This window comes from Bacillus sp. GMs2/2 (assembly GCF_050172095.1).
GTDB lineage: Bacteria > Bacillota > Bacilli > Bacillales > Bacillaceae_G > Bacillus_A > Bacillus_A cereus.
This window is the reverse complement of record NZ_JBNLYE010000045.1, coordinates 1-24,689: the sequence shown is the minus strand read 5'-3', so window position 1 is coordinate 24,689 and position 24,689 is coordinate 1. Positions and strand designations below refer to the sequence as shown.

Here is a 24,689-nt window from a genome sequence, read left to right as displayed (position 1 = left end):
AATAAAAGGAGTCATTATTTTCCACTCCAAAATAACAAGATTATTTTTCTGAACAGTAAAAAAATACTTTGCCTATGTTGATTTTTCAATGCACCACTATATACATAGTCATCCACCCCCTTTGTGTATCAATCTATCGAAAATAAAATAGCTCACGGTCTACTGACCGTGAGCTATTATGCTACTTTCAAATAAATTATGTTAAATCTATACATTAAAGATATTGAATAAATCATTTGGGCGAGTGATGATCATAACCACTAAGATAAATTTGCAATTCATCTAATGCCCTTATCCCTATAAATTTAAATTATGTATTCTAAAACAACCTGCTATTTGTTAGTTTTTTCTATGAATAAATGCACACACTGGCATCTCAACTCTTCTTTATCTGGTAATCATTCTTTATTTATAAACAATAAAATAAAGCATAAATTGTCCTAATACAAATTAAACCATAAGTTGGCCATTTTGGACAACTTATGGTTTAATTTACATATACAAAATAAAAAACCACCAAATATGTATTGGTGGAGACGGTGGGAGTCGAACCCACGTCCAAAAATATCGGCACTTAAGCTTCTACGAGTGTAGTCGATATATTAGCATTTCGCGAACTCTTCGGCCTATCGACAGGCTTCCAAGTTGCTAGTCTGGTTGTTCTCTTCCTTTGTCCTCAGACGGCGAACTCCGGCGTAGTCCACTTAGTTTGAGTCCCTTACCCTACCACATGGACGATGGAGGGAGGAACCTTTAGTGCAATTAAGCAGCTAAAGAAAGATTGTTTTGTTTGCCAATTATAGGCTTTGACGTTTTAACGAGGCCGATCCCCTCGACTCGCAACCTAAGCTCGAACTATCCCTGTCGAATCCGTAACGTCCCCATGATAAAAATGGAGCATACGAAGAAAATATCGTGATAGCTACTAAGAGCTGTTTTTCAATGTGCAACAATCTTACATAAGTTATTATAACATACGCGCTCCATTTTACAAATGTAAATATCTGTATTACATCTTTTGGCGATCACGGAACGCGCGTGCAATTTCACGTTTAGCTTCTTTCTCTTTTAAATCGTGACGTTTATCGTATTGCTTTTTACCTTTTGCTAAACCAAGTGCCATCTTTGCAAATCCATTTTTTAAATAAATTCTAAGTGGAACTAATGCGTAACCTGTTTCTTTCGCAGCGCCCGCTAGTTTATCAATTTCTTTTTTATGCAGAAGTAATTTTCTCGTACGAAGTGGATCATGGTTGAAACGATTCCCTTGTTCGTACGTATTAATGTGCATATTATGAACCCATACTTCACCATTATGTACACGTGCAAACGCATCTTTCAAGTTTACGCGTCCAGCGCGAATTGACTTAATTTCCGTTCCTTGAAGGACAAGCCCTGCTTCGTATGTTTCTTCGATGAAATAATCATGAAATGCTTTTTTATTCTGTGCAATAACCTTACCTGTACCCTTTGGCATATAACGTCCCTCCTCTATTTTTACTATTGTAACAAATGTTAATAAAAAGCGAAAGTGGCTCGCTCAGAATGTGAGGTGGATGGAGCTTCTGACCTTGAGGCGCTCTTTGCCTCTCGGGAAAAAGTGAAGCCGCCGAACATTCTAGCCACTGTAGCTGGATTCCATTAAAAGCGAAAGTGGCTCGCTCTTAAGCCACGAAGAAAAAAGAAAAGGCCCCGCTTTTCATCAAAGCGAAGCCACTCTTTTCTTACTTACGCTTTTTCTTTTTCTTCTTGAATCCTGGTACGTTTTCGAAGAATGCTTTTTTCTTCTTACCGTTACCATCTTTTTTTCCTGGCTGGCTAGCAGAAGCGGATGCGGATGCAGATCCTCTTCCTTTTCCTTTACCACCACGGTCAAATTTTCTACCTGTGCCACGTTCACCGCCGCGCTCATTACTGCGCTCGCTACGTCCACCGCGTTTCTTTCTGCCTGTTCTTGGCTGCTCGATAACGACTGGACGATCTTTGAACTTACGGCGAGGTGTGCCTTTCATGCCAACGATTTCAAAGTCGATTGCACGCTCGTCTTTGTTTACGTTAATAACGCGAATTGTAATTTCGTCACCGATGCGGAATACGTTTCCTGTACGTTCTCCGATCATAGCGAAATGTTGCTCGTCATAACGGTAGTAATCATCCGTTAAGTAGCTAACGTGTACAAGACCTTCAATTGTATTTGGAAGCTCTACGAATAAACCGAAGTTTGTTACAGAGCTAATCATACCGTCATACTCTTCACCGATCTTATCAACCATATACTCTGCTTTTTTCATCTCATCTGTTTCACGCTCTGCTTCAACAGCACGGCGTTCCATATTAGAAGAGTGCTCTGCAATCTCAGGTAATTTTTCACGCCATTTTGCTTGCGTTTCATTGTCGACTTTACCATTAATAATGTATTCACGAATTAATCTATGAACGATTGTATCTGGGTAACGACGAATTGGTGATGTGAAATGTGTGTAGAACTCAGTTGATAAACCGAAATGTCCTAAACTATCCGCATCGTAACGAGCTTGCTTCATAGAACGAAGCATAACTGTTGAAATAACTACTTCTTCTGGCTGTCCTTGAACCATTTCAAGAATTTGTTGCAGCGCACGAGGGTGCACTTCATTCGCACGTCCTTTTACCGCATATCCGAAGTTCGTTACAAACTCGAAGAAACGCTCAAGCTTATCTTCTTTCGGATCTTCATGGACACGGTACATAAACGGTACGTTCATCCAGTGGAAGTGCTCTGCTACTGTTTCATTCGCAACAAGCATAAATTCTTCAATTAACTTCTCTGAAACAGAACGATCACGCATAACAACATCAGTCGGTTTTCCTTCTTCATCCACTAATACTTTCGCTTCTTTAAAGTCAAAGTCAATTGCACCACGGCGCATACGTTTTTCACGTAAAATTTGTGCCAATTGCCCCATCTCTTTAAACATCGGTACGAGCGGCTCATAACGCTTAATTAACTCTTCGTCCTCATCTTCTAAAATGCTTCTTACGTCAGCATACGTCATACGCTCTGTCGTTTTAATCACACTTTGGAAAATCTCGTGTTTAACAACATCACCTAAATTGTTGATTTCCATTTCACAAGATAACGTCAGACGGTCTACTTTCGGATTTAATGAACAAATACCGTTAGATAGACGATGCGGAATCATCGGGATTACACGGTCAACAAGATATACACTCGTCGCTCTTTCCGCTGCTTCAACATCAATTGGAGAGCCTTCTTGAACGTAATGACTTACATCCGCAATGTGAACGCCTAGCTTGTAGTTACCGTTCTCAAGCTTCGTTACTGTAACAGCATCATCTAAGTCTTTCGCATCTGCACCATCAATCGTTACGATCATTTGATCGCGCAGGTCGCGGCGATCTTTTAAATCTTCTTCTGAAATCGTTTCTGGTACACTGTTTGCATGCTCCATCACTTCCTCAGGGAATGCTAAAGGTAAATGATGTTTATGAATGACAGATAAAATATCTACTCCTGGATCATTTTTATGACCTAGAATTTGAATAACTTCACCTTCTGCACTTAAACGATTCTCTGGATAGCTCGTAATTTTCACAACTACTTTATGACCTTCTACAGCACCCATCGATGCGCTTTTCAAGATAAAGATATCACTCGTCCAGCGCTTATTGTCAGGTATAACGAATCCAAAGTTTTTCGATTCTGTATATGTACCAACTAGTTCTTTCGTTCCACGCTCTAAAATGCGTACAATTGAACCTTCTTGACGCGAACCGCTCGATTGAGAACTAAGGCGTGCTAATACTGTATCGCCATGAAGTGCACCGTTTAATTCTGTAGGCGGGATGAAAAGATCATCGTCTCCTGTTTTCTTCTCGTCTGGTACAACGAATGCAAAACCACGTGCATGTCCAATTAACTTACCTCTTACTAAATTCATCTTTTCAGGAAGACCGTAACGGTTGCTACGAGTACGAATAACAAGTCCCTTTTCTTCCATCGTTACAAGTGCCTTTACGAAATCTTTAAAGCCCTCAGAACCTTCAATCCCAAATGCCTCTTCTAACTCTTGTATCGTTAGCGGTTTATACGCTTCTTCTCTCATAAATAATAACAACTTATCAATATGTTCTTGTATGATTTCTTCCAAGCAAAAATACCTCCTTTAAAACCTTATATTATTTAGTGTATCCGAAAGATAGGGGATGTATAAAGTGAAACTTCAATACTCCCCTTATGATTTTTACAGTTTTCACAAAAAATTCCTTATGAAAAAAAGAGGCAACTAGATCTTACCAATCTAGTTGCTCCAAGAAGTTATATACATCCTCATGTAGCTCGTCACGTTGTTTATCAAGTGTAATGACATGCGTAGAGTCTTCATACCATTTAATGTCTTTTAACGTAGATTCTACACCGTTATAAATAATGTTAGCACTATCTGTATTAATCATTTCATCATGACGTGCTTGTACAACAAATGTTGGTGCATAAATCATATCCACATTGTTACGTACGTCAGCAATTAATTGTTGTAATGCTTTTAATGTATTCATCGGTGTCTTTTGGAATTCCAACATTTCTTGTTCAATTTGTTCAGGTGATTTTTGCTCACGTTTTTTATATTCGCGGGCATATGCCAATATACCTTGGTACATCGTTTCTTCGCTCTTAATATACATCGGTGCACACATTGGTACTACACCTAAAACCGGTACTGTATAACCTAATTTTAAAGAAAATACGCCGCCAAGTGACAATCCAACAACAGCAATTTTCTCAAAACCTTTATCTTTTAAAAGCTGATATGCCTCCGTTACATCTTGCCACCAATCTTCAGGCCCTGTATGAACAAGCTCTTCTGGTGGTACACCGTGCCCTTTATAAATTGGCGCATGACAAGTATAGCCCTTCTTTTCTAAGAAACGCCCTAACATACGTACATCAGCTGAGTTCCCTGTGAATCCATGTAGTAATAAAACAGCGCGGTCTCCACCCTCAAATGTAAATGGTTTCGGAGATGCTAATTTCATCATGTATTTCTCCTCTTTCTCTTCTGTAATCTAGTCGTATTCTTTCTATATCTAGTGTACCATATTTGTATTTCTATAATCTAATTAGAAACATCTTTCAAATGACAAAACAAAAAAAGAAGAACCATTAGTACCATTCACTAACGCTTCTTCTTTCAATTCTATAAATTGAAGTACGTAACACCAATTGTTAATACAAAGAACAATACAGCTAAAACAATTGTAATACGGTTTAATACCGCTTCAATTCCACGTGCCTTTTGCTTACCAAATAATTGCTCCGCACCGCCTGAAATTGCACCTGAAAGGCCTGAGCTATTACTAGATTGCATAAGTACCATAACAATCATTAAAATCGATACAATAATAAGTAAAACTGATAATAACGTATGCACTTGGCGTACCTCCTACAAAGATTCAGTTATTGTAACTGTAGCATAAATTCTATAGAAAAGCGAGAGCTATAGAGGCGCTCTCGCTTTTCTTCTATTACATAAACATCATCGCAAATAACGGTCCAAGTAAACATGTCAAAATTGCTGTTAATGTCATTGTTACCGATCCAATAACACCTTCATGCTCATTATTTTTCATTGCTCTCATCACGCCCATAATATGAGAAGCACATCCAAATCCGATACCTTTACCAACTGAGTTTGTAACACGGCTCCATTTTAATAAAAGTGGGCCTGTAATCGTTCCAGTAATACCTGCGATAACAACGAAAGCTGCTGTTAAGGAAGGTACACCACCAACTTGTTCTGAAACACTCATCGCAACTGGCATTGTCACCGATTTTGGTAATGACGATAAGATTAAGCTTTTATCCGTTCCCATAAGTGAAGCAATCGCAAAATCACTAGCGATTGCAACTGTTGTACCTACTAATACCCCGCCAGCAATCGGTACAACATATTTTTGCAGAACATGACGTTGTTTATAAAGAGGAATTGCAAATGCTACAACACCGGGTCCAAGTAGCTTTGCAATCCAGCCACCACCACTTTCCATATAATGTTGATATGGTATATCAAGCACGATAAATAGGAAAGCCATTAATCCAGTTGCTACAAGCATTGGAATGGTGAATGGTGTTGGAAATAATTTATAGATTTTTTTAGATAATTGATATAATAGCACCGTAAAAAGAACCCAACCGATTCCGATTAATATTTGGCTCATCGCGACTCTCTTTCCTTCCTATTCGCAAGATATTGTCCTGTATGTCCTGCGACAATAATAATTAAAAATGTACTCGCTACAACTGTAATGAAAAGAGAAATTCCTTTACTCATAAAAAAAGCACCGTAATTCATTAGGCCAAGCGTTGGCGGAATTAATAAAAACGGCATAATAGCAACGAGTGTTTCTGCTCCTAAATCGAACCATTTCACTGGAAGAACTTTTAGGCTAAGTAAAACAAGTAAGAGGAACATTCCAATCAAACTTCCTGGAATCGGAATATTTAACATTTCTTGCACCCAAGTTCCAACCATATAAAACACGTAAAGAGCAGCAATTTGGACAAGAATCTTTGTAAATTTCATGTTCATCATCCCTCATGTTTATACGATCTTCTGTTAATATCTTTATCATAGTATAAATTGTAAAAAGCTGCAATTTATCAACTTGACAGCAAAAACAGCCTATGTTATACGCTTACAACCTTGATATGACTGCATTTTCAAACGAAAATTACGTCAAAAACCTTGACCTAATATAAAAAGTTTTTATTTTCTGAATTTAAAAGACTATTATTTCAATAAAATAATCTTTTTATCCTTAAACTTACATATATATAAAGTGAAACTTTAATCATTGAGGTTTTCCTCATCCCCATTAATTATTATCCCTCACCAAGCGGATTTGTACCGGATAAACAAGATAGGTGGTGAACATATGCCCAAAAAAGTTCTCATTTTTTGTGATCCTGGGATTGATGATACGATGGCTCTCCTCTTAGCATTCTTTATCGATGAAATAGAAATCGTCGGTATCGTTGCTGATTACGGCAATGTTCCAAAAAAAATGGCCGTAGAAAATGCTCATTTTTTTAATAACGAAACAAAGAATAGAAATATTAAGATATTCGGTGGTTCAGAACGTCCCCTTACAGGTGCCCCACCTGCGTTTTTTACGGATGTACATGGGAAACAGGGGCTCGGTCCAATTATTCCAAAGGTGAATGTGACTAACGGAGAAATGGAGAATTTTTTTGAAGTCATTCCTCTTATTGAACAGTATAAAGATGAATTAATCATTGTAAGTTTAGGAAGACTTACCTCCCTAGCAATTTTGTTTATCATGTGCAAACAGTTAATGAAACAAGTTAAATCTTACTACGTAATGGGCGGTGCCTTTTTACATCCTGGTAATGTTACCCCTATTTCCGAAGCAAACTTTTATGGCGATCCTACTGCCGCTAATATAGTCCTTCAATCCGCAGTTAACATGTACATATACCCATTAAACGTCACTCAATACTCCATCATTACACCAGAAATGGCAGAATACATTGAGGCGAAAGGAAAAGCTCCACTTGTCAAACCGTTATTTGATCATTATTACTACGGATATTATAAAGACGCCCTACCACATTTAAAGGGGAGTCCTTTCCATGACACAATGCCAATACTCGCTTTATTTGATAACTCTATGTTCACGTATCATAAATCACCTATTGTTGTCATGACAGAATCCTCTGCACAAGGAGCAAGCATAGGGGAATTTCGCTCTTTAGTGAACCAGAAGCCATTTATTGATTGGCCGGTTCATCAAATTGCAATTGATTTTGACTATAACCGCTTCTTCAAACATTTCATGTCACTTATGACGGGTGAACAATTTTAGCATAAAAAAACAGACCGTGATTTCTCACGGTCTGTCGTTTATTTTCTACAATTATCGTTTGATGTTATAGAAAGATTTGATACCATCGTAAACAGCGATTTCGCCTAGTTCGTCTTCGATGCGTAATAATTGGTTGTACTTAGCAATACGGTCAGTACGGCTCATAGAACCAGTTTTGATTTGGCCAGCGTTAGTTGCAACTGCGATGTCAGCGATTGTAGCATCTTCAGTTTCACCAGAACGGTGAGATACAACTGCTGTGTAACCAGCACGTTTAGCCATTTCGATAGCTTCGAAAGTCTCAGTTAAAGTACCGATTTGGTTAACTTTAATTAAGATTGAGTTAGAGATACCTTTTTCGATACCTTCAGCAAGTTTTTGAGTGTTAGTTACGAATAAATCGTCACCAACTAATTGTACTTTATCACCGATACGCTCAGTTAATAATTTGTGACCATCCCAGTCGTTTTCGTCTAAACCATCTTCGATAGAGATGATTGGGAAGTCTTTGCAAAGCTCTTCATAGAAATCAACCATTTCTGCAGAAGTTAAGCCAGTACGGCCTTCGCCTGCAAGGTCATATTTACCAGTTTCTTTGTTGTAGAACTCAGAAGAAGCAACGTCCATTCCTAAGAATACGTTCTCGCCAGCTTTGTAACCAGCTTTTTCGATAGCTTCGATGATTACTTCTAAAGCTTCACGGTTAGAACCAAGGTTTGGAGCGAATCCACCTTCGTCACCTACTGCAGTGTTAAGACCTTTGTCATGTAATACAGCTTTAAGTGCATGGAATACTTCAGCACCCATACGGATTGATTCTTTGAATGTTGGAGCACCAACTGGTAAGATCATGAACTCTTGGAAGTCAACGTTGTTATCAGCGTGAGAACCACCGTTGATGATGTTCATCATTGGAGTTGGTAATTGTTTTGCATTGAATCCACCAAGGTAACGGTATAATGGAAGACCTACGAAGTCAGCTGCTGCGTGAGCTACTGCCATAGATACACCAAGGATAGCGTTAGCGCCTAGTTTACCTTTGTTTGGAGTGCCATCTAATTCGATCATAGCACGGTCGATACCAGCTTGGTCAGTTACATCGAAACCAGCGATTTCTGGAGCGATAATTTCGTTAACGTTGTTTACTGCGTTAACAACACCTTTACCAAGGTAACGAGATTTGTCACCGTCACGTAATTCTACTGCTTCGTGCTCACCAGTAGATGCACCACTTGGTACGATAGCGCGTCCGAAAGCGCCGCTTTCTGTGTAAACTTCTACTTCTACAGTTGGGTTACCACGAGAGTCAAGGACTTCGCGAGCATAAACATCAATAATTGTTGACATAATAAATTCTCTCCTTTTTATATAAGCAAATTATTTAATAATTGTTTTACCTGTCATTTCTTTCGGTTGTTCCACATTTAAAAGTGTAAGCATTGTTGGAGCGATATCTCCTAAAATACCACCTTCACGAAGCTCTACATCATTTTTTGTAACGATGAAAGGAACCGGGTTAGTTGTATGAGCTGTCATAGGACCGCCATCAGCAGTTAACTCCTGATCAGCATTACCATGGTCAGCAGTAATAAGTGCTACACCATCTTTTGCAAGAATCGCTTCTACAACTTTTCCTAAACATTCGTCAGTTGCTTCTACTGCTTTAATTGTTGGTTCCATCATCCCAGAATGGCCAACCATATCACAGTTCGCAAAGTTAAGAATGATAACATCATGTTTATCATTTTCGATTTCATTTACTAAAGCGTCCGTTACTTCGTAAATGCTCATTTCAGGTTTCAAGTCATACGTTGCAACCTTCGGTGAGTTAATTAAGATACGCTCTTCTCCTGGGAATTCAGCCTCACGACCACCGCTAAAGAAGAATGTAACGTGCGGATACTTTTCAGTTTCCGCGATGCGAAGTTGCTTTAATCCCGCTTGCGCAACAACTTCACCTAAAGTGTTATCAAGGTTCATTGGCTTGAATGCCACGTAACCATCTACAGTTTCACTGAAGTGTGTCATACATACGAATTCTGGAATGTGAGGTACTTTTTCACCACGATCGAACTCACGGAAGTCTTCGTTTGTAAATACACGAGCAATTTGAATTGCACGGTCTGGACGGAAGTTATAGAAGATAACTGCATCATCATCATTGATTGTTGCAACTGGCGTGTTATCTTCGTTAACAATTACAGACGGCAATACGAATTCATCATAGATACCGTTCGCATAAGAGTCTTCTACACACTCTTCTGCTGATTTATAAGTAGGGCCTTCACCATTCACCATAGCACTGTAACATTTTTCTACGCGATCCCAACGCTTGTCACGGTCCATAGAGTAATAACGACCAGAGATAGTCGCGAATTGTCCTACTCCTGTTTCTTTAATTACTTCATTCGTTGCATCGATATAACCTTTTGCTGTTTGTGGTCCAACATCGCGGCCGTCTAAGAATGCATGGATATAAACTTTCTCCACGCCTTCTTTTGCTGCTAAGCGAAGAAGAGCAAACATATGGTTCATGTGACTGTGCACACCACCGTCAGAAAGTAAACCGAATAAATGAAGTGCAGTACCTTTTTCTTTTACGCTTTTAATTGCATTTTGAAAAGTTTCGTTCTTATCGAACTCACCTTCACGAATTGCAACGTTAACGCGTGTTAAGCTTTGATATACTACGCGGCCAGCACCGATATTTAAGTGACCAACCTCAGAGTTACCCATTTGACCTTCTGGAAGACCTACCGCCTCACCACAAGCTGTAAGCGTTGTGTGAGGGAATTTGTTCCAGTAACCATCAAAATTAGGTTTCTTAGCTTGTGCTACAGCATTCCCGTAAGTTTCTTCACGAAGTCCGAAACCGTCAAGAATGATTAAAGCTGTTGGCTTTCTCATTTTACCGCCCCCAGAAGACCTAAGAACGAAGCAGGCTCTAAGCTAGCACCGCCAACTAAAGCGCCGTCGATGTCAGATTGTGCCATATACTCTTTAATGTTTTCTGGTTTTACGCTACCGCCGTATTGGATACGAACAGCTTCTGCAGCTTCTGGAGAAACAGCTTCTGCAACAACTTTACGGATATGCGCACATACTTCGTTTGCATCTGCAGAAGAAGAAGATTTACCTGTACCGATAGCCCAGATTGGCTCATAAGCGATAACAGTTGCTTTAACTTGCTCTTCTGTTAAACCTGCAAGTGCTTTTGTCACTTGACCTGCTACTAGATCAAATGTTTTTCCGCTTTCGCGCTCTTCTAAAGTCTCACCACAACATACGATTGGTGTTAAACCATGTTCAAATGCTGCGATAGTCTTTTTGTTTACTGACTCATCTGTTTCAGCAAACATTTCACGACGCTCAGAGTGGCCAAGTACTACATAGCCAACTTTTAAGTCGCTAAGTGCTACTGGGCTAATTTCGCCAGTGAATGCACCATTTTTTTCGAAGTGCATGTTTTGTGCACCTACTTGTAAGTCAGTTCCTTCAGTTGCTGCTACAAGGCGCTCTAAGAATAGAGCTGGAGAGCAAACTACTGCATCAACAGCTGAAGCTGCTGGGATTTGACCTTTAACTTCCTCTACGAAGCTAACTGCTTCTGATAGAGTTTTATTCATTTTCCAGTTACCTGCGATAATTGGTTTACGCATGCTTTGCACCGTCCTTTTTCTTTGGCTGCTACTTATTTGTCGTTAAGACAAACTACACCTGGAAGCTCTTTACCTTCCATGAATTCTAATGACGCACCGCCGCCAGTAGAAATGTGGCTCATTTTATCAGCCATACCGAATTTTTCAACAGCTGCTGCAGAGTCACCACCGCCGATAACAGAGTATGTATCTTCTGCATCTGCTAATGCTTGTCCTACTGCTTTTGTACCTTCTGCGAATGGAGTCATTTCGAATACACCCATTGGTCCATTCCATACAACAAGCTTAGAATTTTTAATTACATCTGCATAAATTTCACGTGTTTTAGGACCGATGTCCACGCCTTCCCAGTTAGAAGGGATAGAGTCGATACCAACGATTTTAGTTGTTGCAGTTTCAGAGAATTCCTCAGTGATTACAACATCAACTGGCATGTAGAAGTTTACGCCTTTTTCTTTTGCAAGTTGCATAAATTCTTTAGCTAGTTCGATCTTGTCGTCTTCACATAGAGATAGACCAATTTCATGACCTAAAGCTTTAACGAATGTGTAAGCAAGTCCGCCACCGATGATTAAGTTATCTACTTTGTCTAATAGATGACGAATTACACCGATTTTATCTTTTACTTTCGCGCCACCGATGATAGCTGTAAATGGACGTTCTGGGTTAGAAAGTGCTTTACCAAGTACATCTAACTCTTTTTCCATTAATAGACCAGATACTGCTGGTAGGTAGTCTGCGATACCTGCTGTAGAAGCGTGAGCACGGTGAGCTGCACCGAATGCATCGTTTACGAAGATGTCAGCAAGTGCTGCAAATTCTTTCGCAAGTTCTGCATCGTTCTTTTCTTCGCCCGCATAGAAACGTACGTTTTCAAGAACTAATACGTCGCCTTCGTTCATTGCTGCAACCATTTCTTGTGCAACTGGTCCGAATGCTTCGTCCGCTTTTTTAACGTCTTTACCAAGAAGCTCGCCTAAACGTGCTGCTACTGGAGTTAAACGCATTTCTTCTACTACTTGACCTTTTGGACGGCCTAAGTGACTTGCTAAAATAACTTTCGCACCTTGCTCTACTAAATATTGAATTGTAGGAAGAGCTGCACGGATACGAGTTTCATCTGTAATTTTGCCTTCTTTCATAGGTACGTTGAAATCAACGCGGCAAAATACACGCTTACCTTTTAAATCTACGTCACGAATTGATTTTTTGTTCATTGGATTTCCCTCCGACTACTAGTTAGGATTGACAAAACCCACTCAAAAGCTTAACACATTTGCTTTTAAAACGAAAGAAGAGAGAGAGGGAACAAACCCTCTCCCTCGTTTTGTCATTGATAACTTATATAATTAAGAATTAAAGACCTTTTGAAGTCATGTAAGCTGCTAGGTCTACTACGCGGTTAGAGTAACCAGTTTCGTTATCGTACCAAGAAAGTACTTTAACCATGTTACCTTCCATTACCATTGTAGATAATGCATCGATTGTAGAAGAAGCTGTACATCCGTTATAGTCGATAGATACTAATGGCTCTTCGCTGTATCCAAGGATACCTTTTAATTCGCCTTCAGCTGCTGCTTTGAATGCTGCATTTACTTCTTCAACTGTTACTTCTTTGTCAAGTTCAACAACTAAGTCAACTAGAGAAACGTTAGCAGTTGGAACACGTACAGCGCCACCGTTTAATTTACCTTTAAGTTCTGGTAATACTAATGCTACAGCTTTAGCTGCACCAGTAGATGTTGGGATCATGTTTTCAGCTGCTGCACGAGCACGACGTAAATCTTTGTGTGGTAAGTCTAAGATTTGTTGGTCGTTAGTGTAAGAGTGAATTGTTGTCATCATTCCGCGTTTTACGCCGAATTTTTCGTTTAATACTTTAGCGAATGGAGCTAGACAGTTTGTAGTACAAGAAGCGTTAGATACTACGTTGTGGTTAGCTGCATCGTATTGTTCGTGGTTAACACCCATAACTACAGTGATATCTTCGTCAGAAGCTGGAGCTGAGATGATAACTTTCTTAACTGATCCACCTAAGTGTTTCTCAGCATCTGATTTTTTAGTGAAACGGCCAGTAGATTCTACTACTACTTCTACTCCGTAGTCGCTCCATGGTAATTGAGCTGGGTCACGCTCAGCGATAACTTTAATTTCTTTACCGTTAACAACGATGCTGTTTTCGTTAGCAGATACTTCTGCATTTAAAGTTCCGTGAACTGTGTCATATTTTAAAAGGTGAGCTAATGTTTTAGCATCTGTTAAGTCGTTGATTGCTACTACTTCTACCTCAGAGTTGTTAAGAGCTGCGCGGAATACGTTACGTCCGATACGTCCAAATCCATTAATACCAATTTTAGTCATTTGAATTTCCTCCTTGGGGGATTATATTAAAGGGTAAAACCCTTTGTTAACTGTTTTGCTGCACCTTCATCTGTAATTAGAATTGAAGTGTGCCCTTGTTTAATTACAGCCTGTATTGCTTTTGCCTTTGAAGAACCTCCAGCGACTGCAACAACGTGAGATACATTTTGTAAGTCCTCTAGTTGCATACCAACTGTTCTTACTTTATGAACAACATTTCCTTCTTCATTAAAGTAGTAACCGAAAGCTTCGCCAACTGCTTCGCTTGCCTGAATCTTTAACCAATCTGCTTCTGAAGTACTTCTGCGACGTGCCATTGTTAACGCATCACCTATTCCATGAATGACGATATTGGAAGATCGAATCAACTCAAGAACTTCTTTCACGGAAGGCTCTGTCACAATAGACGCATATGCTTCGCTACTAACATGGTCTGGAACATACAATAAGCGATAATTACTCATCGTATTTTGCGCCATCTTGGCACAAATGGTATTGGCTTCTAATTCAACACCTTCTCCAATTCCACCACGTGCTGGGACAAACAGCATATGTAAATCTTTGCAATCAAGTTGCATCATGTCCGCAGCAGCAGCTAGCGTAGTTCCTCCAGCCACAGCAACGATATTATTCGCTGTCAGACGGTCTTTTATACAAGTCACACAAGCACGGCCCATCTCCAGTTTGACCCAAGGTGATTCATCACTATCACCAGGGACAACGAAAACTTCATCCAAGTCTAATGTTTCCTTAAGTTGCTTTTCTAAAACCTTTAACCCGGAAATTTCTTTCATAAAGTCTTCCAAAGCAAGAACTAAAGCTGTTCCTTCTTCTGTCAAAGTCATTCCAGAAGAAGCGACGTGAACTAAGTTTTGTTCTTTCAAAACTTGAACTTCACTTCGCAATACTCGTTCTGTCATACCGAGACTTGCTGATAAGTTTCTTCTTCCAATCGGCTGCATGAGCCTAATGTATTGAAGAATTTGCATTCTCGTTTGCATAACAGGTAGCAGATCAGGTAATAATTTTTTTGTGTTCTGAATCCATGAGCGCATATCTTTTCTCCTCACTACATCGGTTCATTTTCCCTCGTGGTCACTTTACGTCCCGTAGTGACATTTTGTGTCCCACATAGGTTAAAAAAATAATCCCTGCTACGTGTATTATTGTAACAGGAGATAGAAACTTATTCAACTCTTAACTGCATTCTTTATATAGTTTATTATGACACCTTTGTGAATGTTACCATATTCTACTTGTTTTCCGTCCATTTCTACAACCGGAATCATTAAGTGATATTTTTCTAAAAGGTCATTATCTTCATATATATCTATTTCCTCGATTTGAAAAGAATATTCACATTGTACTTCCTGTAAAACTTGTTTTGCCTTCACGCAAAGGCCACAATCTTTTTTAGTATACAGTACAACTTTCATCTTCTTCACCTATCCGATCGTTTTTCGTAATGACGAAGCTGGGATAAGCATTTGTTCTCTATACTTCGCCACTGTTCTTCGAGAAATAACAATTTCATGCTCTTCTTCTAATAATTTTGAAATCTTTTGATCTGAAAGTGGCTTTTTCTTATCCTCTGCCCCAATTAGCGTTTGAATAAATTGTTTTACACGTTTTGTAGAAACTGCTTCATCTTCAGTCGTCGAAACGGCATTGCTAAAGAACGATTTCATCTCAAATAAACCGTGTGGTGTTTGCACATATTTATTTCGCGTCGCACGACTAATTGTCGATTCATGCACACTTAACTCTTCCGCTACCTCTTTTAAAGCGAGAGGTCTTAAATACTCTGGACCTTTCCAGAAGAAATCACGTTGTTTTTCCATAATAATAGTCATTACTTGCAGCAATGTCTGTTTTCTCTGCTTCAAACTGCGCATAATCCACTGCACATGCTGATACTTTTCTGATACGTAAGATGCTACTTCACTTTCACTATTATTAAGAAGCGCACTATATTCAGAATGAATTTCAATTCTCGGCATATTTCTCTCATTCATTTGTAAAACGAGGCGATCGCCATCTTTTTTCACCGCCATATCAGGTACAATGTAAAGTGGTTTATCTGAAGAAAACGCAAGACCTGGTTTTGGTTGTAATGACGTTATACAATTTACCGCACTCTGTAATTCCTCATTACTACATTTCAACACTTGAACGAGCTTTCGCCAATCTTTCTTCACGAAATAAGCGAAATGATCTTCTACAACCTCTTCTGCTAATCCATTACGCCTTTGTAAGCGCTTCAATTGTAAGGTTAAACATTCCTGAATATTACGCGCCCCTACCCCTGCTGGCTCCAGTGATTGGACAAGCTCTACAGAACGGTCGACTACATGAATATGTGCAGAAAGGAGCTCTGCTAACTCTTCATTCGTTTCTTGTAAATATCCATTTCCATCCATGTTCATAATAATGAAAGAAGCTACTTTTCGCTCTTCTTCATCTATTTTATAATACTGTATTTGATTTAATAAATGTTGCTGAATCGTTGTAGAATCCACACTGTAGATCTCCATCTGATTCTCGACTTGTTTGCTGGTACTTTTACTGTTGTTAGAGCTCTTTTTCTTCTCCCTCTCAAAACCACCTAACTCAATAAGGGGATTCTCTAACGATTGCTCATACAAAAACTCCGATAATTCTTGTACATTATACTGGAGCATTGTAATCGCTTGCCTTAACTCTTGTGTCATTGCCAAACGTAAGCTTTGTTCTTGTAAAAGACTTGCCTTCAAACTAATCTCCCCCTTGTTTCTATTGTACAATAAGTTTGGTAAAAGGAGAATCCTCACGCAGACACCCATTCCAAAATATTATTAATTTATATGTATTAATGAGATTTACAACTTACAACCGAAATTTGAATAATATTGAAAGAAAATAATAAAGTGAAACTTTAATCAGTGGGGGGTTTTGTCCATCCCCACTGATTATTAGCCCTTACCAATCGGGCTTTTACGGGCAGTCCGATCCCCACCTAACTTCTTTGCTTCCGCTGAATTTTGAGGTGGGGGTCTTACTGCCCGTTAATGCGGGATAAACTTTTTATAACCACATACTAATAGTAACTCTTAATTTTATATATAACAACATTAAATTTCTCTCTGTTCAATTCCAAAATAAAAAGAGCAGTTTAGGTATAGTGACGCTTCACTATGCCTAACTACTCTTTTATGATTTTTATTAAGGAAGAAACCTTTTATTCAACGCTAAGGAACTTTGATTCCTAATTACATAGGAATCATAGAGATAATCATTTGATTCACTAGACGCTCCTTGAATTCCCCTCATCTCTTCCACAGACAACTCAACTATTTTTTTCACGCTTCTCTCGCCACTACTATCCATCATTTTTTGTTTTCTTTTCGAAAAAAATCTCATTATTTATTCCCCCCTACAATTAATTATTTTTTAACAATTGACTAAATTTAAGGCTCTTACCACTTCTTAACACGCCTTTCGGATAGACCTTCGCTGCAAACATAGCAATTAAGCTGATACTAGCTAATAATACAACCATAGATGTAATAATTTCTAAACTCCCAACGGATCCATTAATAATCCTAACTACCATACTAATCGGAGCTGTAAACGGTACATATGATGTCACTCTTGATACTAGCCCTTCAGGGTTATCAAGTACTACTAATAGCTCCACCACTAAGCTTCCCATCAATATAAGAGTAATTGGCATCGTTGTTCCAGATAATTCTTCTGGCCTGCTTACCATAGAACCAAACACTGCGAAAAGTGCCGCATAAACGAAGTAACCGAGAACAAAATATAACAAGAAATATGCAGCGTGCTCACCTGTAATCATATTTACATCAATATTCACTCCAAAAAACGAATCCGATACCTTAAAAATTCCAGATTTAATATATAGCGCCATACTAAAGAAGAAGATAAATAACTGTGTCAAACTAGCAAGACCGACTCCTAAAATTTTCCCGAAAACCATATGGACAGGAGATACTTTTGTGACCATCACTTCCATAACACGTGAGGCTTTCTCTGATGCAACTGCTGTCGCGATAGCATTTCCATATGAAGTGATCGCTAAGTACATAATCGCTACTAATAAATATACTAGTAAAAATGAACTTGTTTCTTCATTATTTAAGTTTTGCTTTGTCGCTTGCACGTTCATCGTCAATGATTTCACAGCCTCTTCTGATAACTGTTGCTTAACTACCGCACTTTGAAAATACTGATTTTGTACAAATACCTGTGCACTTTGAATCAACTTAGGATTATCTAGCTTCATAAAGTAATCTAATACTGGTTCAGCACCCGCACCCTCTTTTAATATAAAGAGCGCTTCGACTTTCTTATCTAACAATTGTTGCTTATATTGATTTAATTTTGTTTTATCTCCTAAAGACCAATCCCATTCTGGCAGAGCTTTACTAAGATTAGATTGATCCACCGTAACATTGGGTGCTTCAGAAATAAATACAACCTTTGCTTTTTCTTTCTCCCCAGAAAACTTTTGTACTAAAGTTGGAAAAGAGAATAAGAATATCCCTCCTCCTATTAATAACAATGTCATCCCAATAAATATTTTCGTTCTCACACGGTCCCAGTATGTTTGCCCTAAAACAATCCAGAAATTCCTCATTACTTATGCACCCGCCTTTTCAACAAAGATTTGATGTAAAGAAGGTTCTTTAATAGAAACATCTCGGATATATTGTTTAGTTTTAATATCTTCAAGCAGCGAAAATGCATCCTCTCCATCATTAACTTTAATCATGAACGTACGATTAACTTTTTCAAAATTGAAATTTTTCTCCTTAAGAATAGGTTCAATATCCCCTTCCGTTTGCAACGCCATATATTTATATTGATAACTTTTCTTAATATCTGACAAAGCACCCGATAATACAAGTTGACCGTTTTTCATAATACAAATTTCCTCACAGAACGTTTCTACACTGTCCATTTGATGACTACAAAAAATAATCGTTTTTCTTTGCGCAATTAACTCAAGCACAACATTTTTTAACATCTCTGCATTTACAGGATCCAATCCACTAAATGGTTCATCTAGTATGATGAATTCCGGATTATGCAATATCGCTGAAATCAATTGGATTTTTTGTTGATTTCCCTTTGACAATTCCTCTGTTTTCTTCTTTAAATGTGGTGTCATTTCTAATTTTTCTAGCCATTGTAACGCATGCCTTTTTGCAAGATTAGCTGGCATTCCTTCTAACTTGCCGAAATACACCAATTGCTCCACTACATTCATTTTCGGGTATAATCCACGCTCTTCTGGTAAATAGCCAATAGATAGGTCTTTCTTTGAAAAAGGGCGATTATTCCATAGAATTTGGCCGCTATCCGGTTTGATTAAATCTAAGATCATACGAATCGTTGTCGTCTTACCAGCACCATTTCGGCCCAGCATCCCTAAAATTCCACCTTCTTCTACACGTATATTTAAATCATTAACGGCTTTATATTCACCAAATGTTTTATTTAATCCTTGAATTTCAAATGCCATATATAACATCCCCTTTACTGTTTAATAAAGTAAATAACTGCCATTCCTAAAGCAATTCCACCAATCATAAGTAAAAACTTTTTAAAATTCATCTTTATCTCTCCCATTTTTTGAAATTTGTATTTCGAAAATCAAGTGCACCCTTCGCATTTACAATACCTTTTCCAAAGTATTTTTTTCCGTCATCTAATGCGGGTTTGGCCCCCTGATATAATCTTGTTTTAACAAATCCATTACTAGGCTTCAGCCTAAATTTTTCTTTATATTCCGCAATTACAAGTGCGGCTGTAGCAGACACTTTAGGAACTGCTAGACTCGTTCCAATCATTAGCTCATACCCTCTATCAAACCCTAACCATTCACTTAGCTGGGATTGCGGAAGGTTTGTAGGATATGTGGTTAATACCATAGCTGTTTCATCTCCCACTTTTTCACTTTCCCACAAAGATCCATAATCTCCTGATGGAGCTGCAATATCAACATTGGTTCCATAATTAGAGTAATAAGCTAATCGATCATCTTTATTTGTTCCCGCAACAGTTACTACCCCCGGTAAACCTCCTGGCATATGAAGTTGCAAGTCGTTTTCATATCCTCTTTGCTTAGCTAATTGAAAAGGATTTGAAATATCGAATCCTTCTGTTCCAGAGGAAGCCACTAGCAAACTCCCTTTACTATTCGCATACTCTATTGCTCTTTTATAAGCTAAGTACACAGCTCCTTCTTCTGGATCTTTAATGGACTTGTATGTTCCTAAACTTAAATTAATAACATCCATACCATCATTTGCAGCCTCTACAATAGCTTTAATAATCCAGCTTGAATCCGCAGAACTACCTTGAAATACTTTGTATGGTACAATCCCAATTTTGGGCGCTACCCCCTTTATTTTCCCATCAGCAGCTATTAACCCCGCAATCATTGTTCCATGACCAATATTATCTTCAATTGATTCTACATTCGGAACTAAAATTTTCCCCTGACTAACTATATTTCCCTTTAGCGCAGGATGATTTACATCAATCCCACTATCAATAACACCAATCTTTACACTATGATTTCCTTGTTCAATTTTATAGCTCTCTCCATTTTCTGTTACCTTATCGACATCCCATTTCCATTTGCTATAATCGACCTCTTCTTGTTCTAGTTGTGAAGGTGCGTATTTTGTTATATTCGAAGGTTTCTTTACTATAGCAGGCGGCTTTAATTCCACTACATCCTCTCTACCTGCTTTTTCAATTATCCCTTTATAATTTTTTAATAAATACTGCTTCGCTTCTTGTACTCTTTCTAAATTATCACCTTCGATATTCAGCATCTTAATTTCTTTTATTACTTCTAGCTTTAAATCGGGATATTTATCTCTAATTTCCTTTATCATCTCATCCGTATTTTCACCTTGCCTCAATGTAAACACATACGAATTTTCTTTAATTTGATTATGTTTCATTTCTTCAGCGCTTATCGTACTAACTCCAACTATAGGAAGGTTTAATAATAATCCTACTGTAATTCCAGCACCTATTTTCGCTATAGTGTTTCGATATTTAGGCCAATCTTTCACTTTTAATCCCTCCTTTTACTTCCTGAGCTTTTGACAATTGATAATAATACCCTTGCTTCTCAAGTAATTCTGTATGTGATCCTATCTCTACAATTGCTCCCTTATCCATAACAATAATCTTATCTGCATTCTTAACCGTACTTAACCTATGTGCAATGACAATCCTTGTACATAACATATCAGTTAAATTCTCATCAATAACTCTTTCAGACAATGTATCAAGTGCACTTGTCGCCTCATCTAATATTAGAATAGATGGGTTTGTTACCAATGCTCTAGCTAATATTAATCTTTGCCTTTGCCCACCAGAGAAGTTAACTCCAAATTCAGATACCATCGTTTGAAAATTTAATGGTAGCATCATAATATCTTCTAATATATTCGCTTGCTTCGATGCCTCAATTACTCCATTCGGAGGCACCCCTTTCCTTTGCGCAATGATATTTTCTCCTACCGTTTTGTTAAACAATCTCGCTTCTTGGAAAACAACCCCTATTGATTTCCTTAAAAATTTCAAATTTAACTTTTCACTTTCAATCCCATCAAATCGAATTTTCCCATTCGTTGGTGTATATAGTCCGAGAAGCATTTTTACAATTGTACTTTTTCCAGACCCAGACGCCCCAACAATTGCGACCTTCTCACCAGCTTTGATTTTAAATGAAACATTCTGAATTGCATCTTCACTGAAATAATTGTGACGATAAGAAACATTGTCAAACTCAATATCACCATTCAGTTTCTTAATTCCTGAAAATTGATTGACCTCTCTCTCCGATCTTGCATGCATTACATCGTAAATCCGCTGAATATAGGAGCTAATATAAATCAATTCACCATAGCCACTCCCAATGGAAATAATCGGAGTTATAAACGAAATCGCTAACGCATTAAAGCCGAGTACACTTCCTAATGTCATATTTCCAGCTAGCACCTGTTGTCCACTGAACCAAAGTAGAAACAACGGTAAGATAAATTGAATAGAACCCGCTAATGTATTCATCAATGCCGTCCATATAGATCTCTTCTCTGCATGAATAAGCTGAGAACCAAAGCGTTCTTGCCATTCTTTATATACTTGCTTTTCCAATCCCATAACCTTCACGTCACTAATCCCATTAATACTCTCAGACAAAATCCTTTGAACTTGAGCTTGAGCCGAAACCTCTTTATCAGCTAACTTCTTAGAAACAGTCGTGCTCATGACAAGTAGGGCGAATATAACACTCCCAACTGCTAACACAACGAATCCTAATAAGGTCGAATAACGAAACATGAAAAATAAGTAAGTGAAAAGCAGAATTCCATCTATAAGAAAGGAAATTACCTTAGTAGATAATATTTGTCTAATATATACATTGGAATTTGCTCTAAATAACAGTTCTCCCATAGAGCGATTCTCAAAAAAGTTATAAGAAAGACTTAATAGTTTTTCTATAAAACTTTGCATTAAAGACATATCAATTGCCGTTTGCAACTTCGCTATTAGGAAACCTCTTAACGAAGCAAATACTTGATAACTTATTAGCAATACTAAAATGCTGTAACCTATCATATTCATATAGCTCGGATCTCTCGGAATAATTACATGGTCAGTCATCCAACTTGTGACAAATGGAATCACCAGCGCAAAAGCCTGAATTATCAAAGAGGCTAATACAATTAAAGCTATTAATTTCTTTTTCCCTAACACAAACGATAAAAAGAATTGCAAATGAGAGACACCTTTTTGTTTTTGAAATGACTCATCTGGTTCTAGTGTTAATACAAATCCAGAATACTTTTCCTCCATTTCTTTTTTAGAGATTTTATTTCTTCCGTAAGCAGGGTCTATAACTATAGCCCCCTTTTTTGTCACTTTCTCTAGGACTACATAATGTTTATGTTCCCAATGGATAACTGCTGGTAATTTAACTTCACTTAAAGCTTCATATTCAGCTTTATATCCTTTTACTTGAAAACCATTTTTCCTAGCAATATGCATAAGCTGGTATAAAGATGTACCACCTTTTGGAACACCAAACTCTTCTCTTAATTCAGCTAACGAAACATGCTTTTCATAAAAACTAAAGACCATCGCCAATGAGGCTAATCCACATTCGCTATGTTCCATCTGTTCTATAAAGGGCACCTTTGCCATTTTATTCCCCCCTATCTCTTTAACTATTAATCATAGCAACACCCTCATGGTTACCATGATTAAAATTAAATTCAAATGTAATTAATCCTAAAAAATATGCAGCTATTCCAATTTGGACCCTTGAATGTATTTCTAACTTTCTTTTAATTGAGGCTACTAATTCCCCCACTCTCCTTCTACTAATAAATAACTCCCTTGCTATTTCAACATCCTTCAAACCTCGTGCAATCAACACAGCTACTTCTTTTTCTCGACCACTTAAAACTTTCTTCATCATTCTCCTCCTTTATTCTCAATCCATATTAGATTATTTTTTTTCGTTTATTAAACTGTGTTGTCTTAATCTGTACTCATATCATATCCTTCTTTTAAACGTTATTGTCCGCAATGCACGTTGTAGTTACCGCAAACAAATTAGCGGGATTCTCCGCAACATCTTCAAAAAAAAAAAACACATCGCATTTGCGATATGCTTAATTGTGAAGATGTCCCTCTTATGTTACAATTGGAATATTCCGAATTTTTACAAAAGGGGAGCTGCGAGTGATTTATTCATTACAAAATGAATTAATTTTGCGTGCAAAAAAACTGGTTTATGGACATTTTTTCGAATCTACATTACGTCAATGTTCTTCAGAATATATTGAATACAAATTCAATGATTCTACTCGTTTTGCTAACATCACTCTCGTACATTATGAAATATTTCAAGATAATCAAAATGAAGAAGAAAAACAATTACTGCTAACAATTATAGAATTACTTATGCTCGCTCTAGATATTATGGATGATATTCAAGACGAAGATTTCTTAGAAGGACCTTGGACAAAACATCCAATTGCCACAAATCTCAATATAATTATGGGATTTTTACTTATTTGTTTGCAAGAAATTGACAAGGCTTCCCTTTCAATTCAAATGAAAAACTGGCTCAAAAATGAAATACACTCTTCTATTTTAAACTCTATTAATGGACAACAACTAGATCTTAAAAATGAAATCCATTCCGAGAAAGATTATATTGATATGGTAACTCACAAATCTGGATATCTAATTAAACTTGCATGCTTATTAGGAACAGGGAATATCAACCCTATCCAGCGTTCTTTAATTGAAAACTACGCACTATGTATAGGCGTTATTAATCAAATAAAAAACGACATGCGTGATATTATGCAATGGGATAAGAAAAATGATTTTCTTAATTTAAAGAAAACTTTACCAATACTATATTATTTAAATAGTAAAAATGATAACTTTATACTTATAAAAAACTTCTTTAATCAAGAGATACAATATGATGAATTAAATAATCAAACATTAGATTCTTTAAAACACATATTACTGTACGGTGGATCAATGGAGTACTGCTCCGTTATGCAGAACCTATATGTATACAAATCAAAAGGATACATCGAACAACTTTCACTCAGTCAAGCAAATAAGGATAGGTTAATTGATACTCTAATTTAGTTTACTTCCATGTCTCAGCAGCTTTACTAAGTAAAGACGATTTATTTAAAGTACCTAAAATAATTTCTAATTCTTGTT

At 37.6% G+C, this 24,689-nt stretch carries 22 protein-coding genes and 1 other RNA gene; 2 read left to right on the top strand and 21 right to left on the bottom strand.

The genetic code is table 11. The features are described 5' to 3' along the window. Positions 1–528: 528 nt before the first annotated feature. The 7 genes from ssrA to ACQGS6_RS09285 form a co-directional block, all read right to left on the bottom strand. Positions 529–883, bottom strand: a transfer-messenger RNA (tmRNA) gene (gene ssrA / locus ACQGS6_RS09315). Positions 884–1,009: 126 nt separating this feature from the next. Continuing rightward, the gene (smpB, locus tag ACQGS6_RS09310; protein ID WP_001123919.1) at positions 1,010–1,477 is read right to left on the bottom strand and encodes an SsrA-binding protein; all 468 of its coding nucleotides are present in this window, start codon (positions 1,475–1,477) and stop codon (positions 1,010–1,012) included. Between the two features lie 247 nt (positions 1,478–1,724). Next, positions 1,725–4,151, bottom strand: coding sequence for a ribonuclease R (rnr, locus tag ACQGS6_RS09305; protein WP_000391096.1), 2,427 nt, complete (start codon positions 4,149–4,151; stop codon positions 1,725–1,727). A gap of 142 nt (positions 4,152–4,293) precedes the next feature. Then, on the bottom strand, positions 4,294–5,034 hold the full coding sequence (estA, locus tag ACQGS6_RS09300) for a carboxylesterase (RefSeq protein WP_000761976.1): 741 nt from the start codon (positions 5,032–5,034) through the stop codon (positions 4,294–4,296). A gap of 161 nt (positions 5,035–5,195) precedes the next feature. Then, positions 5,196–5,429, bottom strand: coding sequence for a preprotein translocase subunit SecG (gene secG, locus ACQGS6_RS09295; RefSeq protein ID WP_000557264.1), 234 nt, complete (start codon positions 5,427–5,429; stop codon positions 5,196–5,198). A 94-nt stretch (positions 5,430–5,523) separates the two neighbouring features. Continuing rightward, entirely contained in the window at positions 5,524–6,216 is a 693-nt protein-coding gene (locus ACQGS6_RS09290; protein ID WP_000078304.1) for an LrgB family protein, read from the bottom strand. Beyond that, on the bottom strand, positions 6,213–6,581 hold the full coding sequence (locus ACQGS6_RS09285; RefSeq protein ID WP_000673222.1) for a CidA/LrgA family holin-like protein: 369 nt from the start codon (positions 6,579–6,581) through the stop codon (positions 6,213–6,215). The genes ACQGS6_RS09290 and ACQGS6_RS09285 overlap by 4 nt, the downstream gene beginning before the upstream one ends. 352 nt (positions 6,582–6,933) lie before the next feature. Here ACQGS6_RS09285 and ACQGS6_RS09280 point away from each other — a divergent pair, with 352 nt between their 5' ends. Continuing rightward, a complete protein-coding gene (locus ACQGS6_RS09280) occupies positions 6,934–7,884 on the top strand; it encodes a nucleoside hydrolase (protein WP_426965053.1) in 951 nt (316 codons plus the stop codon). 51 nt (positions 7,885–7,935) lie between these two features. Here ACQGS6_RS09280 and eno read toward each other — a convergent pair whose 3' ends face one another. From eno to ACQGS6_RS09210, 14 genes are all read right to left on the bottom strand, one after another. After that, positions 7,936–9,231: a phosphopyruvate hydratase gene (gene eno, locus ACQGS6_RS09275; protein ID WP_000103951.1), complete on the bottom strand. Its 1,296-nt coding sequence runs from the start codon at positions 9,229–9,231 to the stop codon at positions 7,936–7,938. Positions 9,232–9,261: 30 nt separating this feature from the next. Further along, on the bottom strand, positions 9,262–10,791 hold the full coding sequence (gene gpmI / locus ACQGS6_RS09270) for a 2,3-bisphosphoglycerate-independent phosphoglycerate mutase (RefSeq protein WP_001231158.1): 1,530 nt from the start codon (positions 10,789–10,791) through the stop codon (positions 9,262–9,264). Then, positions 10,788–11,543: a triose-phosphate isomerase gene (gene tpiA / locus ACQGS6_RS09265; protein ID WP_001231038.1), complete on the bottom strand. Its 756-nt coding sequence runs from the start codon at positions 11,541–11,543 to the stop codon at positions 10,788–10,790. The genes gpmI and tpiA overlap by 4 nt, the downstream gene beginning before the upstream one ends. A gap of 32 nt (positions 11,544–11,575) precedes the next feature. Further along, entirely contained in the window at positions 11,576–12,760 is a 1,185-nt protein-coding gene (locus ACQGS6_RS09260; protein WP_001036350.1) for a phosphoglycerate kinase, read from the bottom strand. 139 nt (positions 12,761–12,899) lie between these two features. Next, a complete protein-coding gene (gene gap, locus ACQGS6_RS09255) occupies positions 12,900–13,904 on the bottom strand; it encodes a type I glyceraldehyde-3-phosphate dehydrogenase (RefSeq protein WP_000161236.1) in 1,005 nt (334 codons plus the stop codon). A 26-nt stretch (positions 13,905–13,930) separates the two neighbouring features. Then, positions 13,931–14,959 carry a gapA transcriptional regulator CggR gene (gene cggR / locus ACQGS6_RS09250; protein WP_001258185.1) on the bottom strand — a complete coding sequence of 343 codons (1,029 nt, stop codon included), beginning with the start codon at positions 14,957–14,959 and terminating at the stop codon, positions 13,931–13,933. Positions 14,960–15,094: 135 nt separating this feature from the next. Then, the gene (locus ACQGS6_RS09245; protein WP_000869730.1) at positions 15,095–15,340 is read right to left on the bottom strand and encodes a glutaredoxin family protein; all 246 of its coding nucleotides are present in this window, start codon (positions 15,338–15,340) and stop codon (positions 15,095–15,097) included. Positions 15,341–15,349: 9 nt separating this feature from the next. Then, complete coding sequence (gene rpoN, locus ACQGS6_RS09240; RefSeq protein WP_426965052.1) at positions 15,350–16,657, bottom strand: RNA polymerase factor sigma-54; 1,308 nt, start codon at positions 16,655–16,657, stop codon at positions 15,350–15,352. Between the two features lie 448 nt (positions 16,658–17,105). Further along, positions 17,106–17,303 carry a hypothetical protein gene (locus ACQGS6_RS09235; RefSeq protein ID WP_001210632.1) on the bottom strand — a complete coding sequence of 66 codons (198 nt, stop codon included), beginning with the start codon at positions 17,301–17,303 and terminating at the stop codon, positions 17,106–17,108. A 19-nt stretch (positions 17,304–17,322) separates the two neighbouring features. After that, positions 17,323–18,543 carry an ABC transporter permease gene (locus tag ACQGS6_RS09230; RefSeq protein ID WP_001243609.1) on the bottom strand — a complete coding sequence of 407 codons (1,221 nt, stop codon included), beginning with the start codon at positions 18,541–18,543 and terminating at the stop codon, positions 17,323–17,325. 3 nt (positions 18,544–18,546) lie between these two features. After that, entirely contained in the window at positions 18,547–19,431 is an 885-nt protein-coding gene (locus ACQGS6_RS09225; RefSeq protein ID WP_000863490.1) for an ABC transporter ATP-binding protein, read from the bottom strand. Positions 19,432–19,525: 94 nt separating this feature from the next. After that, positions 19,526–20,998, bottom strand: a complete 1,473-nt coding sequence (locus ACQGS6_RS09220; RefSeq protein WP_061139640.1) for a S8 family peptidase — start codon at positions 20,996–20,998, stop codon at positions 19,526–19,528. Beyond that, positions 20,982–23,138, bottom strand: a complete 2,157-nt coding sequence (locus ACQGS6_RS09215; RefSeq protein WP_001151549.1) for a peptidase domain-containing ABC transporter — start codon at positions 23,136–23,138, stop codon at positions 20,982–20,984. The genes ACQGS6_RS09220 and ACQGS6_RS09215 overlap by 17 nt, the downstream gene beginning before the upstream one ends. 19 nt (positions 23,139–23,157) lie before the next feature. Beyond that, entirely contained in the window at positions 23,158–23,412 is a 255-nt protein-coding gene (locus tag ACQGS6_RS09210) for a response regulator transcription factor (RefSeq protein ID WP_000757187.1), read from the bottom strand. A gap of 269 nt (positions 23,413–23,681) precedes the next feature. Between ACQGS6_RS09210 and ACQGS6_RS09205 the strand changes: the two genes are divergently transcribed. Then, the gene (locus ACQGS6_RS09205) at positions 23,682–24,611 is read left to right on the top strand and encodes a polyprenyl synthetase family protein (RefSeq protein ID WP_426965051.1); all 930 of its coding nucleotides are present in this window, start codon (positions 23,682–23,684) and stop codon (positions 24,609–24,611) included. Positions 24,612–24,689: the final 78 nt, after the last annotated feature.